The organism is Chromobacterium alkanivorans (assembly GCF_016937655.1).
In the GTDB taxonomy this organism is placed as follows: Bacteria; Pseudomonadota; Gammaproteobacteria; order Burkholderiales; family Chromobacteriaceae; genus Chromobacterium; species Chromobacterium alkanivorans.
Window position 1 is genome coordinate 90,674 of sequence record NZ_JAFHKL010000012.1, and the last position, 13,841, is coordinate 104,514.

15 protein-coding genes and 1 tRNA gene are annotated in these 13,841 nt (G+C 62.6%); 6 read left to right on the plus strand and 10 right to left on the minus strand.

What is annotated here, in order from left to right:
• From nuoF to tpiA, 9 genes are all read right to left on the minus strand, one after another.
• The gene (gene nuoF, locus JW897_RS19540; RefSeq protein WP_205467332.1) at window positions 1–1,296 is read right to left on the minus strand and encodes an NADH-quinone oxidoreductase subunit NuoF; all 1,296 of its coding nucleotides are present in this window, start codon (window positions 1,294–1,296) and stop codon (window positions 1–3) included.
• On the minus strand, window positions 1,296–1,796 hold the full coding sequence (gene nuoE, locus JW897_RS19545) for an NADH-quinone oxidoreductase subunit NuoE (RefSeq protein ID WP_205467333.1): 501 nt from the start codon (window positions 1,794–1,796) through the stop codon (window positions 1,296–1,298). The genes nuoF and nuoE overlap by 1 nt, the downstream gene beginning before the upstream one ends.
• Window positions 1,796–3,049: an NADH-quinone oxidoreductase subunit D gene (locus JW897_RS19550; RefSeq protein WP_048413402.1), complete on the minus strand. Its 1,254-nt coding sequence runs from the start codon at window positions 3,047–3,049 to the stop codon at window positions 1,796–1,798. The genes nuoE and JW897_RS19550 overlap by 1 nt, the downstream gene beginning before the upstream one ends.
• Window positions 3,042–3,638 (minus strand): NADH-quinone oxidoreductase subunit C, encoded by a 597-nt coding sequence (locus JW897_RS19555; protein ID WP_048413401.1) that lies wholly within the window; start codon window positions 3,636–3,638, stop codon window positions 3,042–3,044. Before JW897_RS19555 ends, JW897_RS19550 begins: the two co-directional genes overlap by 8 nt.
• An 11-nt stretch (window positions 3,639–3,649) precedes the next feature.
• On the minus strand, window positions 3,650–4,126 hold the full coding sequence (locus JW897_RS19560; RefSeq protein WP_019103471.1) for a NuoB/complex I 20 kDa subunit family protein: 477 nt from the start codon (window positions 4,124–4,126) through the stop codon (window positions 3,650–3,652).
• A complete protein-coding gene (locus JW897_RS19565; protein WP_205467334.1) occupies window positions 4,117–4,473 on the minus strand; it encodes an NADH-quinone oxidoreductase subunit A in 357 nt (118 codons plus the stop codon). Before JW897_RS19565 ends, JW897_RS19560 begins: the two co-directional genes overlap by 10 nt.
• A 93-nt stretch (window positions 4,474–4,566) precedes the next feature.
• Window positions 4,567–4,651: transfer RNA gene (locus JW897_RS19570), tRNA-Leu, on the minus strand.
• A gap of 17 nt (window positions 4,652–4,668) precedes the next feature.
• Complete coding sequence (secG, locus tag JW897_RS19575; RefSeq protein WP_048413399.1) at window positions 4,669–5,019, minus strand: preprotein translocase subunit SecG; 351 nt, start codon at window positions 5,017–5,019, stop codon at window positions 4,669–4,671.
• A 1-nt stretch (window position 5,020) separates the two neighbouring features.
• Window positions 5,021–5,767: a triose-phosphate isomerase gene (gene tpiA / locus JW897_RS19580; RefSeq protein WP_205467335.1), complete on the minus strand. Its 747-nt coding sequence runs from the start codon at window positions 5,765–5,767 to the stop codon at window positions 5,021–5,023.
• Between the two features lie 187 nt (window positions 5,768–5,954).
• On the opposite strand from tpiA, the gene pstS reads away from it, so the two are divergent.
• The 6 genes from pstS (at window position 5,955) to JW897_RS19610 (ending at window position 11,447) form a co-directional block, all read left to right on the plus strand.
• Window positions 5,955–6,998: a phosphate ABC transporter substrate-binding protein PstS gene (gene pstS, locus JW897_RS19585; RefSeq protein ID WP_048413398.1), complete on the plus strand. Its 1,044-nt coding sequence runs from the start codon at window positions 5,955–5,957 to the stop codon at window positions 6,996–6,998.
• 70 nt (window positions 6,999–7,068) lie between these two features.
• The gene (gene pstC / locus JW897_RS19590) at window positions 7,069–8,031 is read left to right on the plus strand and encodes a phosphate ABC transporter permease subunit PstC (RefSeq protein WP_205467336.1); all 963 of its coding nucleotides are present in this window, start codon (window positions 7,069–7,071) and stop codon (window positions 8,029–8,031) included.
• Between the two features lie 35 nt (window positions 8,032–8,066).
• On the plus strand, window positions 8,067–8,960 hold the full coding sequence (gene pstA / locus JW897_RS19595; RefSeq protein ID WP_231589225.1) for a phosphate ABC transporter permease PstA: 894 nt from the start codon (window positions 8,067–8,069) through the stop codon (window positions 8,958–8,960).
• Between the two features lie 12 nt (window positions 8,961–8,972).
• Entirely contained in the window at window positions 8,973–9,737 is a 765-nt protein-coding gene (gene pstB, locus JW897_RS19600; RefSeq protein WP_043590752.1) for a phosphate ABC transporter ATP-binding protein PstB, read from the plus strand.
• A gap of 27 nt (window positions 9,738–9,764) precedes the next feature.
• Window positions 9,765–9,926 (plus strand): hypothetical protein, encoded by a 162-nt coding sequence (locus JW897_RS19605; RefSeq protein WP_156187790.1) that lies wholly within the window; start codon window positions 9,765–9,767, stop codon window positions 9,924–9,926.
• Window positions 9,927–9,992: 66 nt separating this feature from the next.
• The gene (locus tag JW897_RS19610; RefSeq protein WP_048413395.1) at window positions 9,993–11,447 is read left to right on the plus strand and encodes an inorganic phosphate transporter; all 1,455 of its coding nucleotides are present in this window, start codon (window positions 9,993–9,995) and stop codon (window positions 11,445–11,447) included.
• A 260-nt stretch (window positions 11,448–11,707) separates the two neighbouring features.
• Here the strand turns inward: JW897_RS19610 and recG are convergent, their stop codons facing one another.
• On the minus strand, window positions 11,708–13,756 hold the full coding sequence (gene recG / locus JW897_RS19615; protein ID WP_205467337.1) for an ATP-dependent DNA helicase RecG: 2,049 nt from the start codon (window positions 13,754–13,756) through the stop codon (window positions 11,708–11,710).
• Window positions 13,757–13,841: the final 85 nt, after the last annotated feature.

The following is a 13,841-nucleotide window of genomic DNA, read 5'->3' on the forward strand; positions in this document are numbered from 1 at the left end:
TCAACACCATTTGTGGTCCACCAAGGTCTTTCCGTGTTCGATCGCGTACTCGAACTCGTGACGGAAATGCTTGGTGAAACTGCGAACCGGGAACACGGCGGCGTCGGCCAGCGCACAGATGGTGCGGCCCGCCATATTGTTGCCCACGGAGTCCAGAAGCTCCAGATCGCCCGGACGGCCCTGGCCGTTGGCGATGCGATGGATCACGCGGTACAGCCAGCCGGTGCCTTCGCGGCACGGCGTGCACTGGCCGCAGGATTCTTCGTGGTAGAAGTAGGCCAGACGCTCCAGCGCCTTGATCATGCACACGTCTTCGTTCATCACGATGACGGCGCCGGAACCCAGCATCGAGCCGGCTTTGGCGATGCTGTCATAGTCCATCGTGCATTGCATCATGACGTCGGCGGGCAGGATGGGCGCGGAAGAGCCGCCCGGGATCACCGCCTTGAGCTTCTTGCCGTCGCGCATGCCGCCGGCCATTTCCAGCAGCTCGGAGAACGGGGTGCCCAGCGGAATCTCGTAGTTGCCCGGACGGTTGACGTGGCCGGATACCGAGAACAGCTTGGTGCCGCCGTTGTTCGGCTTGCCCTTTTCCAGGAAAGGCTGCGCGCCGTCGCGGATGATGAAGGGCACCGAGGCGAACGATTCGGTGTTGTTGATGGTGGTCGGCTTGCCGTACAGGCCGAAGCTGGCCGGGAACGGCGGCTTGAAGCGCGGCTGGCCCTTCTTGCCTTCCAGCGATTCCAGCAGCGCGGTTTCCTCGCCGCAGATGTAGGCGCCGTAGCCGTGATGGGCGAACAGGTCGAAGTTGAAGCCGGAGCCCAGGATGTTCTCGCCCAGCAGGCCCGCCTTGCGCGCTTCGTCCAGCGCTTCTTCGAAACGCTCGTATTCGGCGAAGATTTCGCCGTGGATGTAGTTGTAGCCGGCCTTGGTGCCCATCGCGTAGCCGGCGATGATCATGCCTTCGATCAGCGAATGCGGATTGAAGCGCAGGATGTCGCGGTCCTTGAAGGTGCCCGGCTCGCCCTCGTCGGTGTTGCAGACGACGTATTTGTCGCCCGGGAAGGAGCGGGGCATGAAGCTCCACTTCAGACCGGTGGGGAAGCCCGCGCCGCCGCGGCCGCGCAGGCCGGAGTTCTTCACTTCGGCGATCACGTCTTCCTGGGCCATCTTGCTGTCCAGGATGCGGCGCAGCGCCTGGTAGCCGCCGCGCGCCTCATAGGCGCTCAGCTGCCAGCAATTGGGATCGGAAGTGTCGACGCCATCGAAAATCACGCCATTGACGAAGATTGCCATTATTTCAGCTCCGCCAGTTTCTTATCGATTGCTTCGGGCGTCATGAAGCTGCACATCTTGTGGTTGTTGACCAGCAAGACCGGCGCGTCGCCGCAGGCGCCCATGCACTCCCCTTCCAGCAAGGTGAACTTGCCGTCGGCGCTGGTTTCGCCGATGGCGATGCCCAGCTTCCGGGAGATGTACTCGGCGGCGTTGACGCCGCCGGACAAGGCACAGGGCAGGTTGGTGCAGACAGTGATCTTGTACTGCCCAACCGGCTTCATGTCGTACATATTGTAAAAGGTGGCGACTTCGTAAGCGGCTACCGGCGGGATCTGCAGGTAGTTGGCGACGAATTCGATCACCTCGGTGTTCAGGCAACGCTCCTCCGGAGCGGAGCCCGCTTCGCGACGTTCAGTCAGCGCGATGCGCAAGGCGCCCATCACCGCGGACCGTTTCTGGTCGGCGGGATATTTGGCGACTTCGCAATCGATTTTGGCTAGCGATTCAGCGGACAGCATCAGCGGTCAATCTCCCCAAACACGATATCCTGCGTACCGATGATGGCCACCACGTCGGCGATCATATGGCCCTTGGCCATCTCGTCCAGCGCCGCCAGGTGGGCATAGCCGGGCGCGCGGATCTTCAGACGGTACGGCTTGTTGGCGCCGTCGGACACCAGGTAGACGCCGAACTCGCCTTTCGGGTGTTCGGTGCCCACATAGGCCTCGCCCTCCGGCACGTGCATGCCCTCGGTAAACAGTTTGAAGTGGTGGATCAGGTCTTCCATATTGGCCTTCATGCCTTCGCGCGAAGGCGGCGCCACTTTATGGTTGTCGGTGATCACCGGGCCCGGGTTCTTGCGCAGCCATTCCACGCACTGGCGGATGATGCGGTTGGACTGGCGCATCTCTTCGACGCGCACCAGGTAGCGGTCGTAGCAATCGCCGTTGACGCCCACCGGGATGTCGAAGTCCAGCTTGGAATACACGTCGTAGGGCTGCTTCTTGCGCAAGTCCCAGGCAATGCCGGAGCCGCGCAGCATCGGGCCGGTCAAACCCAGGTTCAGCGCGCGCTCGGGCGTCACCACGCCGATGCCGACGGTGCGCTGTTTCCAGATGCGGTTGTCGGTCAGCAGAGTCTCGTACTCGTCGACATAGCCGGGGAAGCGCTGGGTGAAGTCGTCGATGAAGTCCAGCAGCGAGCCCTGGCGGCCTTCGTTGCGGCGAGCCAGTTCGCGGGCGTTCTTGATCTTGGAGACGGTGTACTGCGGCATGCTGTCCGGCAGGTCGCGATACACGCCGCCGGGACGGAAGTAAGCCGCGTGCAGACGCGCGCCCGACACCGCCTCATAGCAGTCCATCAGGTCTTCGCGTTCGCGGAAGGCGTACAGGAACACGGTCATCGCGCCGATGTCGAGACCGTGCGCGCCTATCCACAGCAGGTGGTTCAGCAGACGGGTGATCTCGGCGAACATCACGCGGATGTATTGCGCGCGTTCGGGCACTTCGATGCCCAGCAGCTTCTCGATGGACAGGCAGTAAGCGTGCTCGTTGCACATCATGGACACGTAGTCGAGACGGTCCATGTAAGGCAGAGACTGGATGAAGGTCTTGCTCTCGGCCAGCTTCTCGGTGCCGCGGTGCAGCAGGCCGATGTGCGGGTCGGCGCGCTGGACGACTTCGCCGTCCAGTTCCAGCACCAGGCGCAGCACGCCGTGCGCGGCCGGGTGTTGCGGGCCGAAGTTGAGGGTGTAGTTACGGATTTCAGCCACCGTAGTTCTCCTCGCGGATGATGCGCGGCGTGATTTCGCGCGGCTCGATGGTCACCGGCTGATAGATCACGCGCTGTTGGGTCGGGTCGTAACGCATTTCCACGTGACCGGACAGCGGGAAGTCCTTGCGGAACGGATGGCCGACGAAGCCGTAGTCGGTCAGGATGCGGCGCAGGTCGGGGTGGCCGTCGAAAACGATGCCGAACAGGTCGAACGCCTCGCGCTCGAACCAGTTGGCGCCGCTCCAGACGCCGACGACCGAAGCGACCACCGGGAAGGCGTCGTCTTCGGCGAACACGCGCAGGCGGACGCGCTGATTGTGCTTGACCGACAACAGATGGTAGACAACGGCGAAGCGCGGACCGTCCCATACCTCGTCGCGGTATGCGCTGTAGTCCACGCCGCACAAATCGATGCATTGCTCAAAAGACAGGTCGGCGTGGTCGCGCAGCGTGGTCGCCACGGCGATCAGATCCGCCGCCTTGCATACAATGGTCAGCTCTTCCAGAGCCAGCGTGCTTTGCACGAGCTTGTCGCCCAGCGCCTGCTGCACAGCCGACCCTAACGCTTCCATTTTCTTGGAGGCCATAAGTTTCTACCTTAGCGGGCGATGGTGTTGGTGCGTTTGATCTTGTTCTGCAGCTGAATGATGCCGTACAGCAAGGCCTCTGCAGTTGGCGGACAGCCGGGCACGTAGACGTCGACCGGCACGATGCGGTCGCAGCCGCGCACGACTGAATAGGAATAATGATAATAGCCGCCGCCGTTGGCACAGGACCCCATCGAAATCACCCAGCGCGGTTCGGCCATCTGGTCGTAAACCTTGCGCAGGGCCGGGGCCATCTTGTTGCACAGCGTGCCGGCCACGATCATCAGATCGGACTGGCGCGGGCTGGGACGGAACACGATGCCGAAACGGTCAAGGTCGTAGCGCGCCGCGCCGGCGTGCATCATCTCGACCGCGCAACAGGCCAGACCAAAGGTCATCGGCCACAGCGAACCGGTTCGGGTGTAATTGATGAGCTTGTCAGCCGTCGTGGTGACAAACCCCTTCTCCAGAATACCCTCTACTCCCATTCCAGAGCTCCTTTTTTCCACATGTAGACGAAGCCCAGGGTCAGAATGCCCAGGAACTCCACCATGACGCCCAGACCATATCCACCCAACTCCTTCAGCACCACCGCCCACGGAAGCAGGAAGGCCACTTCCAGATCGAACAGGATGAAAAGAATGGCTATCAGATAATAGCGGACGTCAAACTTCATGCGAGCGTCTTCGAAAGCCTCGAAGCCGCACTCATACGGAGACAGTTTCTCAGGATCGGGACGATTGGGAGCCAGCAGTTTGCCCAATAGAATTGGGCCTACGCCGACCAACAGTCCGACCATGACAAACAGCAGAATGGGAAAGTAATTTTGCAGCATTTCCCGTACACCCCCACGAAATAAAGGGGGTCACCCCCCTTTGGCTCCAAATAAAACAGGCCACCGGAGTCCCGGTGGCCTGTTTTTGAATGGTGGTGCCGACAGTGAGACTCGAACTCACACAGCTTTCGCCACTACCCCCTCAAGATAGCGTGTCTACCAATTTCACCATGTCGGCACAGCAAGCTTTAATTGTTACTCCGGTATTTTTGATGTCGTACCCGAAGCTTTATCGCTAGGCACACCGGCCGGGATTTGCGGTGCAACCTGTTCAACCTTGGTTCCCATTACGCCCAAATCGCTTTTTCCGCCCCCAGACAGAAAAACCAGAGCAAGGGAAGTCGAGAAGAACACGGCCGCTGCGACAGCGGTTGTCCTACTCAAGAAATTCGCAGAACCAGACGCGCCGAACAAGCTACCGGAAGACCCGCTGCCGAAAGCCGCCCCCATGTCCGCGCCTTTGCCGTGCTGCATCAAAACCAGCACGATAATAGTCCCTGCAGACAGGAGATTTACGATCCAAATAAGCGTCTTAATTAGTTCCATACTATATCAATCTTCCTGCGGCTTGGCAAATTGCCCTGAATGAACCGGCGTCCAGAGATGCCCCTCCAACAAGGGCTCCGTCGACATTTTCAGTCGCCAGAATCGCTTCGGCATTCTCTGCCTTGACACTGCCGCCGTAGAGGACGCGAATATTATCGGAGGCCTTGACGTTTTGCAAGCACCAATTTTTGATCGCGCCGTGGATTTCGGCGATTTGCGCCAGGGTCGCCACCTTGCCGGTGCCGATCGCCCAAACCGGTTCATAAGCCACAACGTATTCACCATGGTCTATCTCGGACAGAAGCGCAAGCTGATCGCGGATCACCTCCTGCTGACGGCCGGCTTCGCGCTCTTCCAGCGTTTCGCCGACGCACAGCACCGGCACCAGGCCGGCGGCGATGGCGTTGCGCATCTTCTTCAATAGAGCGGCGTTGCTCTCGCCGAAGTACTGGCGGCGCTCGGAGTGGCCCACCAGGGCGTAGCCGCAGCCGATGTCGGCCAGCATCGCGGCGCAGGTCTCGCCGGTGAAGGCTCCGTCCTGATCGAAGGCGCTGACGTCCTGCGCGCACAGCCGCAGCGGCTGGCCGCGCAGTTGTTCGCCCAGCGCGGCCAGATAGACCGCCGGCGCGGCCACGCCGACCCAGTCGCGGTTGCTCGCCTCGTCCGCCAGCAGCGCCCGCAGCAGCGCCTGCGCGCTGTCGGCGCGGGTATTCATCTTCCAGTTGCCAATCACCAGCTTGCCGGCCATGTCCGTCTCCTGCGATCTTGAATATCGGCCGATTATATCCGCAGCCGCCTGCTTGGCTCAAACCGGCATCCGGCTGACATTGATTGTCCGCAAACGAAGCCGTTTCCACGACTTGTAATATTCCTGAAAAATTTCAGCCTTAGCATGCGCCCATCACCACGCACCTCATCCATTCTCAGGAGTAGGCATGAAACAGTCTGTTCGTCTGGCCGCATCGTTTGTACTGGGTTCCGTCTGCCTGTCCGGCGCGGCCGTGGCCGCCGACATCACCGGCGCGGGCGCCACCTTCCCGTACCCGCTGTACGCCAAATGGGCCGCCGCCTACAAGGCCGGCACCAACAACAATCTGAACTACCAGTCCATCGGCTCCGGCGGCGGCATCAAGCAGATCCAGTCCAAGACCGTGGACTTCGGCGCCTCCGACATGCCGCTGAAGCCGGAAGAGCTGGAAAAATCCGGCCTGACCCAATTCCCCACCGTGATCGGCGGCGTGGTGCCGGTGTTGAACGTGCCCGGCATCGCCCCGGGGCAGGTGAAGTTCACCGGCCCGCTGCTGGCCGACATTTACATGGGCAAGGTGGCCAAGTGGAACGATCCGGCCATCGCCAAGCTGAACCCCGGCGTCAAGCTGCCGGACCTGCGCATCTCCGTGGTGCGTCGCTCCGACGGCTCCGGCACCACCTTCATCTTCACCAACTATCTGTCCAAGGTGTCCGCGGACTGGGCCAAGGAAGTGGGCTCCAATACCGCGGTCAGCTGGAAAGGCAACCCGGTGGGCGGCAAGGGCAATGAAGGCGTGGCCAACTACGTGACCCGCATCAAGGGCGCGATCGGCTACGTGGAATACGCCTACGCCAAGCAGAACAAACTGGCCTTCGGCCTGATGCAGAACCAGGCCGGCAGCTTCGTCAAGCCGGACGAGTCCAGCTTCAAGGCCGCCGCCGCCAACGCCGACTGGAAAAAAGCGCCGGGCTTCTACCTGCTGCTGACCAACCAGCCGGGCAAGGACAGCTGGCCTATCGCCGGCGCCACCTTCATCCTGATGCACAAGAAACAGGACAAGCCGGCGCAGGGCGCCGAGGTGCTGAAGTTCTTCGACTGGGCTTACAAGAACGGCGACAAGACCGCGCTGGATCTGGACTACATCCCGATGCCGGACGCGATCAAGGGCGTGATCCGCGCCAACTGGAAGCAGATTGCCGACAACGGCGGCAAGCCGGTGTGGAACTGAGCCGCATACAATGCACGCAAGCGGCCGGGGATGCCCTCCCCGGCTTTTTGTCTGATAAATGAGCATGCATATGCAAAAGTTGAGCAATCCGCAGCAAATCAAAACCCAGCTGCTGCTGGACAATCTGTTCCGCTGGGTCACCCGTTTTTTCGCCTTCCTGGTGCTGTCGCTGCTGGTGGGCATTCTGATTTCGCTGTTGATCGGCGCGCTGCCGAGCATTCACGCCTTCGGCTTCAAGTTTCTGGTCACCAGCGACTGGGACCCGGTCAATGAAAAGTTCGGCGCGCTGGTGCCCATCTTCGGCACCCTGGCCACCTCTTTCATCGCCCTGCTGATCGGCGTGCCGGTCAGCTTCGGCATCGCCCTGTTCCTGACCGAGCTGTGCCCCACCTGGCTGAAGCGGCCGCTGGGCATCGCGGTGGAACTGCTGGCCGGCATTCCGTCCATCATCTACGGCATGTGGGGCCTGTTCGTGTTCGCGCCCATCTTCGCCGACCACGTGCAGCCGCTGCTGATCGACACCCTGGGCGAGGTGCCGCTGCTGGGCGTGCTGTTCCAGGGCGCGCCGATGGGCATAGGCATTTTCACCGCCGGCCTGATCCTGGCCATCATGATCATCCCCTTCATCGCCTCGGTGATGCGCGACGTGTTCGAGGTGGTGCCGGTGATGCTGAAGGAGTCCGCCTACGGCCTGGGCTCCACCACCTGGGAAGTGGTGCGCTACGTGGTGCTGCCCTATACCAAGACCGGCGTGGTCGGCGGCATCATGCTCGGCCTGGGCCGCGCGCTGGGCGAGACCATGGCGGTGACCTTCGTCATCGGCAACTCCACCCGCTTCGCCGCCGGCCTGTTCGAGCCGGGCAATTCCATCGCCTCCTCGCTGGCCAATGAGTTCGCCGAGGCCAACGGCGAGCTGTATCTCTCCTCCCTGATTCAACTGGGCCTGATTCTGTTCTTCATCACCTTCGTGGTGCTGGCGTGTTCTAAACTGCTGTTGCTGCGCCTGAAGAAACAGGAAGGTCGTCCTTCCTGAGCATGAGAGACGCTAACCGCATGAGCCAAACTGTTATGAATTCCGCCCTGCGCCCGCCCCAGTCCGCCCTCGCCGCCAAAGCCGACAGCAGCGTCTACCGCCGCCGCCGGCTGGTGAACCGCGTCAATATGGGCGCCTCGATGTTCACCATGGCCTTCGGCCTGTTCTGGCTGTTCTGGATTCTGACCACCCTGTTGCAGCACGGCCTGTCCGGGCTCAACTGGGAGGTGTTCACCTCCAGCACCCCGCCGCCGGGCAGCAGCGGCGGCCTGGCCAACGCCATTTACGGCAGCCTGATGATGACCGGCTTCGGCACCTTGTTCGGCACGCCGATAGGCATCCTGGCCGGCATCTATCTGGCCGAGTTCGGCCAGCGCGGCTGGCTGGCGCCAGCCACCCGCTTCATCAACGACATCCTGCTGTCCGCGCCGTCCATCGTCATCGGCCTGTTCATCTACGAGGTCTACGTGGTGTCGGTCGGCCATTTCTCCGGCTGGGCCGGTTCCTTCGCGCTGGCCATCCTGGTGATCCCGGTGGTGGTGCGCACCACCGAAAACATGCTGCGCCTGGTGCCGGGCAGCCTGCGCGAAGCCGCGTCGGCGCTGGGCGCGCCGCAGTGGAAGGTCACCCTGCACGTCACCCTGCGCTCGGCCAAGGCCGGCGTGCTGACCGGCATCCTGCTGGCGGTGGCGCGCATATCCGGCGAAACCGCGCCGCTGCTGTTCACCGCGCTGAACAATCAGTTCTTCAACAGCAATATGAACCAGCCGATGGCCAACCTGCCCATCGTGATCTTCCAGTTCGCGATGAGCCCGTACGAGGACTGGCACAAGCTGGCCTGGGCCGGCTCCCTCTTGATCACCTTCAGCGTGCTGACGCTGAACATCGTTGCCCGCTGGATGGGCAGCCAAAAAAACCAATCGCATTAAGGCTTGCAGACCATGGCTGAAATCCACTCCAAGCTTCAGGTCAAGAATCTGAACTTCTTTTACGGCAATTTCCACGCGCTGAAGAACATCCAGCTGGAAATCGCCTCGCGCAAGGTCACCGCCTTCATCGGCCCGTCCGGCTGCGGCAAATCCACGCTGCTGCGCACCTTCAACCGCATGTACGAGCTCTACCCCGGCCTGCGCGCCGAAGGCGACATCCTGCTGGACGGCCACAACGTCCTGGGCCGCGACGTGGACGTCAATCTGCTGCGCGCCAAGGTGGGCATGGTGTTCCAGAAGCCCACCCCGTTCCCGATGTCGATCTACGACAACATCACCTTCGGCGTGAAGCTGTACGAAAAGCTGTCCAAGGGCGAGATGGAGGACCGGGTGGAATGGGCGCTGCGCAAGGCCGCGCTGTGGGACGAGGTCAAGGACAAGCTCAAGCAGTCCGGCAACTCGCTGTCCGGCGGCCAGCAGCAGCGGCTGTGCATCGCGCGCGCGGTGGCCTCCAAGCCGGAAGTGCTGCTGCTGGACGAGCCCACTTCGGCGCTGGACCCGATTTCCACCGCCCACATCGAAGAGCTGATCCATGAGCTCAAAGAGGACTACACCATCGCCATCGTCACCCACAATATGCAGCAGGCGGCGCGGGTGTCGGACTACACCGCCTATATGTATCTGGGCGAACTGATCGAGTTCGGCGACACCGACTCCATCTTCACCACGCCGCAGAAGAAGGCCACCGAGGACTACATCACCGGCAAGTTCGGCTGATTCCGCCCCGCTTTGCAGACCGCCGTCATGACCGTTTCCGGCATGACGGCTTTTGGCGTTCGCGGGCGCGGAAAAGCGCATGACGGCGGCAAAAAACCGCCTAAATCGGCCGGTCTCCGCAAGCGGTCTGTCAAGGCGATTCCACGCGGTTTTCCGGCAAATGCGACACCATTTATTTTTTTTTTATAAGTACTTGACGGCATTGGCCTTGGACACAACAATCCCGCCTTTACGATACTGCGTGCACATTTCACCATGTTGGACCTGTTTTCCGGGCTAGAGACCCACGTCGCCATCACCCTGGTGCTTTCCCTGGGCTTCGTGCTCGCCTTTGAGTTCATCAACGGCTTTCATGACACCGCCAACGCGGTGGCTACCGTTATCTATACCCAGTCGATGAAACCGCGCCTCGCGGTGTTCTATTCCGGCATTTTCAACTTCCTCGGCGTGATCACCGGCGGCCTCGCCGTCGCCTACGCCATCGTGCACCTGCTGCCGGTGGACCTGCTGATCTCGATCAACACCACCCGCGGCATGGCCATGGTGTTCGCGCTGCTGACCGCCGCCATCGCCTGGAACCTGGGCACCTGGTACTTCGGTCTGCCCGCCTCCAGCAGCCACACGCTGATCGGCGCCATCTTGGGCGTGGGCGTGGCCAACAGCCTGATCCACGGCACCTCGCTGTCCCACGGCATCAACTGGAGCAAGGCCATCGACGTCGGCGCCTCGCTGCTGGCCTCGCCGCTGGTGGGCGCGCTGCTCGCCGCGCTGATCGTCGTCCTGCTGCGGCGCTACCGGCCGCACAGCAATGTGCACAAGACCCCTTATCAGCGCCAGCAGGTGGAAGGCCGCAAGCATCCGCCGTTCTGGACCCGCTTCATGCTGATCGTGTCTTCCATGGGCGTCAGCTTCGCCCACGGCTCCAACGACGGCCAGAAAGGCGTCGGCCTGATCATGCTGGTGCTGATCGGCATCGTGCCGGCCAAATTCGTGCTGGACCTGGACAGCACGCCTTACCAGCTGGACCGCACCCGCGACGCCGCCATTCACCTGCAGAAGTTCTACGAGCGTCATCAAGTCGAACTGAGCAAGATCATCGTGCCGTCCAAGGGCACCAGCCAGTACGAATGCCATCCGCTGGAAACCGGCGACACCGTCAAGCGTCTGCTGGCCACCATGGGCGACGGCGGCGACTACCACGCGCTGAGCTCGGAACAACGCTGGAACGTGCGCACCGAGCTGCTGTGCCTGGACGACGCCGCCAAGAAGGCCTCCGCGCTGCCCAAGCTGTCCGCCGACGACAAGCAGATGCTGCAGAACCTGCGCAAGGATCTGACCACCACCACCGAATACGCGCCCACCTGGGTGATCGTCGCCGTGGCGCTGTCGCTGGGCATCGGCACCATGGTCGGCTGGCGCCGCGTGGTGAAGACCGTGGGCGAAGGCATAGGCAAGAAAGACATGACTTACGCCCAGGGCGTGTCGGCGCAGATGACCGCCGCCATCTCCATCGGCCTCGCCAGCCAGTTCGGCTTCCCGGTGTCCACCACCCAGGTGCTGTCCAGCGCCGTGGCCGGCACCATGGTGGCCGACAAGGCCGGCTTGCAGATGTCCACCATCCGCTCGATCGCGCTGGCCTGGCTGTTCACGTTGCCGGTGTCGATGTTGCTGGCGGGCGGCTTGTACTACATCGCCTCGCTCTGGTTGTAACAACAATCTGCCCAGCCTCTTCAAGGCTGCCGGAAAAGCCAAAGCCACCGCATCGCGGTGGCTTTTTCTTTTGGCATTTTCCGGCGGAAAATTTTCGATTGACCTGGGTCAAGCTTTGAGCCGGGATTGCTTGTGCCAATATTTTATAAATTGCTAATATTTGCTCGCTTCATCATGGTTTCTCCTTTGTTGTTTGCAGCAATCCCTTTGCGCCTCAGCCCCCCAGCCGAGGCGCTTTTTTTTGCCCTGTCCAAAAGTTCTCAAGCCTTGAGAAACTGCTCCCGCCCCGCCAGCCAACGATCCAGATGAGCGTCCACCGCCTGCGGGTGGCGCTCCAGCAGCAAGGGCGCCAGCTCGCGCGCCGCCTCCAGCAACTCCAGGTCTTCCTCCAGATTGGCGAAGCGCAGCATCGGCAGGCCGCTTTGGCGCGCGCCCAGCAATTCTCCAGGGCCGCGGATCAGCAAATCCTGGCGCGCGATCTCGAAACCATCAACATTCTCGTATATCACTTTCAAGCGCGCCTTGGCCAAGTCCGATAGCGGGTTGTCGAACATCAGCACGCAGACGCTTTTGGCGCTGCCGCGCCCCACCCGGCCGCGCAGCTGATGCAGCTGGGCCAGACCCATGCGTTCGGCGTGCTCGATCACCATCAGGCTGGCATTGGGCACGTCCACGCCCACCTCGATCACCGTGGTGGCCACCAACACCTGCAATTCATTGCGGGCGAAGGCCGCCATCACCGCCGCCTTCTCGTCCGCCTTCATCCGGCCGTGCACCAGGCCCACGCCCAGTTGCGGCAAATCGGCGGTCAGTTGCTGATGGGTGTCCACCGCGGTCTGCAATTGCAGGGTTTCCGATTCTTCGATCAGCGGGCACACCCAGTAGGCCTGCCGTCCGTCGGCGCAGGTCTTGGCCACGTGGGCGACGATCTCCTCGCGGCGCGCGCTGTTGATCAGCTTGGTGACGATGGGCGTGCGCCCCGGCGGCAGTTCGTCTATCACCGACACGTCGAGGTCGGCGTAGAAGCTCATCGCCAGCGTGCGCGGAATCGGCGTCGCCGACATCATCAGCTGATGCGGCTCGCCGCCCTTCTCCTTCAGCGCCAGCCGCTGGCCGACGCCGAAGCGGTGCTGCTCGTCGACGATGACCAGGCCCAGCCGTTCGAAGGCCACCTCGTCCTGGAACAGGGCGTGGGTGCCCACCGCCAGCCGCGTCTCGCCGCTGGCGATGGCGGCCATCGCCTCCTGCTTCTGCTTCTTGCGCAGGCTGCCAGTCAGCCAGCGTACCGGAACCCCCAAGGGCTCCAGCCAGGCGGACAGCTTGAGAAAGTGTTGTTCGGCCAGGATCTCGGTCGGCGCCATCAAGGCCACCTGGTAGCCGGACTCGATCGCGGTCAAGGCCGCCTGCGCCGCGACGATGGTCTTGCCGCTGCCGACGTCGCCTTGCAGCAGCCGGTGCATAGGGTGCGGCTGGGTCAGATCGGCGCGGACTTCCGCCAGCGCGCGCTGCTGCGCGCCGGTCAACTCGAACGGAAGGCGCTCGGCCAGCGCCCGGCTCAAGGCGCCGTCGCCGCGCAAGGGCGGCGCGTGGCCCAGCCGCCGCGCGCGATAAGCCAGCCGCATCGACAGCTGCTGCGCCAGCAATTCGTCGAACTTGAGCCGCTGCCAGGCCGGCAGGCCCGGATCGGCCAGCTGGCCGGCGCTGTAGTCCGGCGTGGGCAGGTGCAGCAGGCGGATCGCCTCGGCGAACGGCGTCAGCCGCAGCGGCGCCGCCAGTTCTTCCGGCAGCGTCTCGCCCAAGGGCTGGCTGTTCAGTTCGGCGTGGATCAGCTTGCGCAACGCCGGCTGGGTCAGGCCGTTGACCGTGGGATAGACCGGGGTCAGGCTGTCCGCCAGCGGCGCGCCGTCGCCCACTTCGCGGATTTTGGGGTGCACCATCTCGTCGCCGGCGAAGCCGCGGCGGATTTCGCCCAGCGCGCGCACGCGGTTGCCGGTGGTGAACTGCTTGACCTGGTTGGGGTAGAAATGAATGAAGCGCAGCACCAGGCTGCCGCTGGCGTCCTCGATGCGCGCCACCAGCTGGCGGCGCGGCCGGAACTGGATTTCATGGGCGATCACCTCGCCCTCCACCAGCACCGCCTGGCCGTACGGCGCGTCGGCGATGGCGTACAGATGGGTCTCGTCCTCATAGCGCAGCGGCAGATGCAGGACCAGGTCGAAACGGCGGCGTATGCCCAGCTTTTCCAGCTTCTTGGCCAGCGCCGGCGCCACGGCCGGCGGCTGATTGGCGGGGTCGATTAGGGAGCTCATCAGCAGCGATTGTACCCAATAAAGAAAAAGGCGGAAGCTGTTCGCGCTTCCGCCTTGCTCATTCTCGCCGCGTCTCGGCTGCGCC

What these genes read in the sequence shown, in the direction of transcription:
- JW897_RS19565 (WP_205467334.1), bottom strand. Translation starts at nt 4,473, where the DNA reads ATGCTGCAAAATTACTTTCCCATTCTGCTGTTTGTCATGGTCGGACTG.
- JW897_RS19560 (WP_019103471.1), bottom strand. Translation starts at nt 4,126, where the DNA reads ATGGGAGTAGAGGGTATTCTGGAGAAGGGGTTTGTCACCACGACGGCT.
- secG (WP_048413399.1), bottom strand. Translation starts at nt 5,019, where the DNA reads ATGGAACTAATTAAGACGCTTATTTGGATCGTAAATCTCCTGTCTGCA.
- tpiA (WP_205467335.1), bottom strand. Translation starts at nt 5,767, where the DNA reads ATGGCCGGCAAGCTGGTGATTGGCAACTGGAAGATGAATACCCGCGCC.
- nuoE (WP_205467333.1), bottom strand. Translation starts at nt 1,796, where the DNA reads ATGCTGTCCGCTGAATCGCTAGCCAAAATCGATTGCGAAGTCGCCAAA.
- nuoF (WP_205467332.1), bottom strand. Translation starts at nt 1,296, where the DNA reads ATGGCAATCTTCGTCAATGGCGTGATTTTCGATGGCGTCGACACTTCC.
- pstC (WP_205467336.1), top strand. Translation starts at nt 7,069, where the DNA reads ATGCAAAAGTTGAGCAATCCGCAGCAAATCAAAACCCAGCTGCTGCTG.
- pstB (WP_043590752.1), top strand. Translation starts at nt 8,973, where the DNA reads ATGGCTGAAATCCACTCCAAGCTTCAGGTCAAGAATCTGAACTTCTTT.
- pstA (WP_231589225.1), top strand. Translation starts at nt 8,067, where the DNA reads ATGAATTCCGCCCTGCGCCCGCCCCAGTCCGCCCTCGCCGCCAAAGCC.
- JW897_RS19605 (WP_156187790.1), top strand. Translation starts at nt 9,765, where the DNA reads ATGACCGTTTCCGGCATGACGGCTTTTGGCGTTCGCGGGCGCGGAAAA.
- JW897_RS19555 (WP_048413401.1), bottom strand. Translation starts at nt 3,638, where the DNA reads ATGGCCTCCAAGAAAATGGAAGCGTTAGGGTCGGCTGTGCAGCAGGCG.
- JW897_RS19610 (WP_048413395.1), top strand. Translation starts at nt 9,993, where the DNA reads ATGTTGGACCTGTTTTCCGGGCTAGAGACCCACGTCGCCATCACCCTG.
- recG (WP_205467337.1), bottom strand. Translation starts at nt 13,756, where the DNA reads ATGAGCTCCCTAATCGACCCCGCCAATCAGCCGCCGGCCGTGGCGCCG.
- pstS (WP_048413398.1), top strand. Translation starts at nt 5,955, where the DNA reads ATGAAACAGTCTGTTCGTCTGGCCGCATCGTTTGTACTGGGTTCCGTC.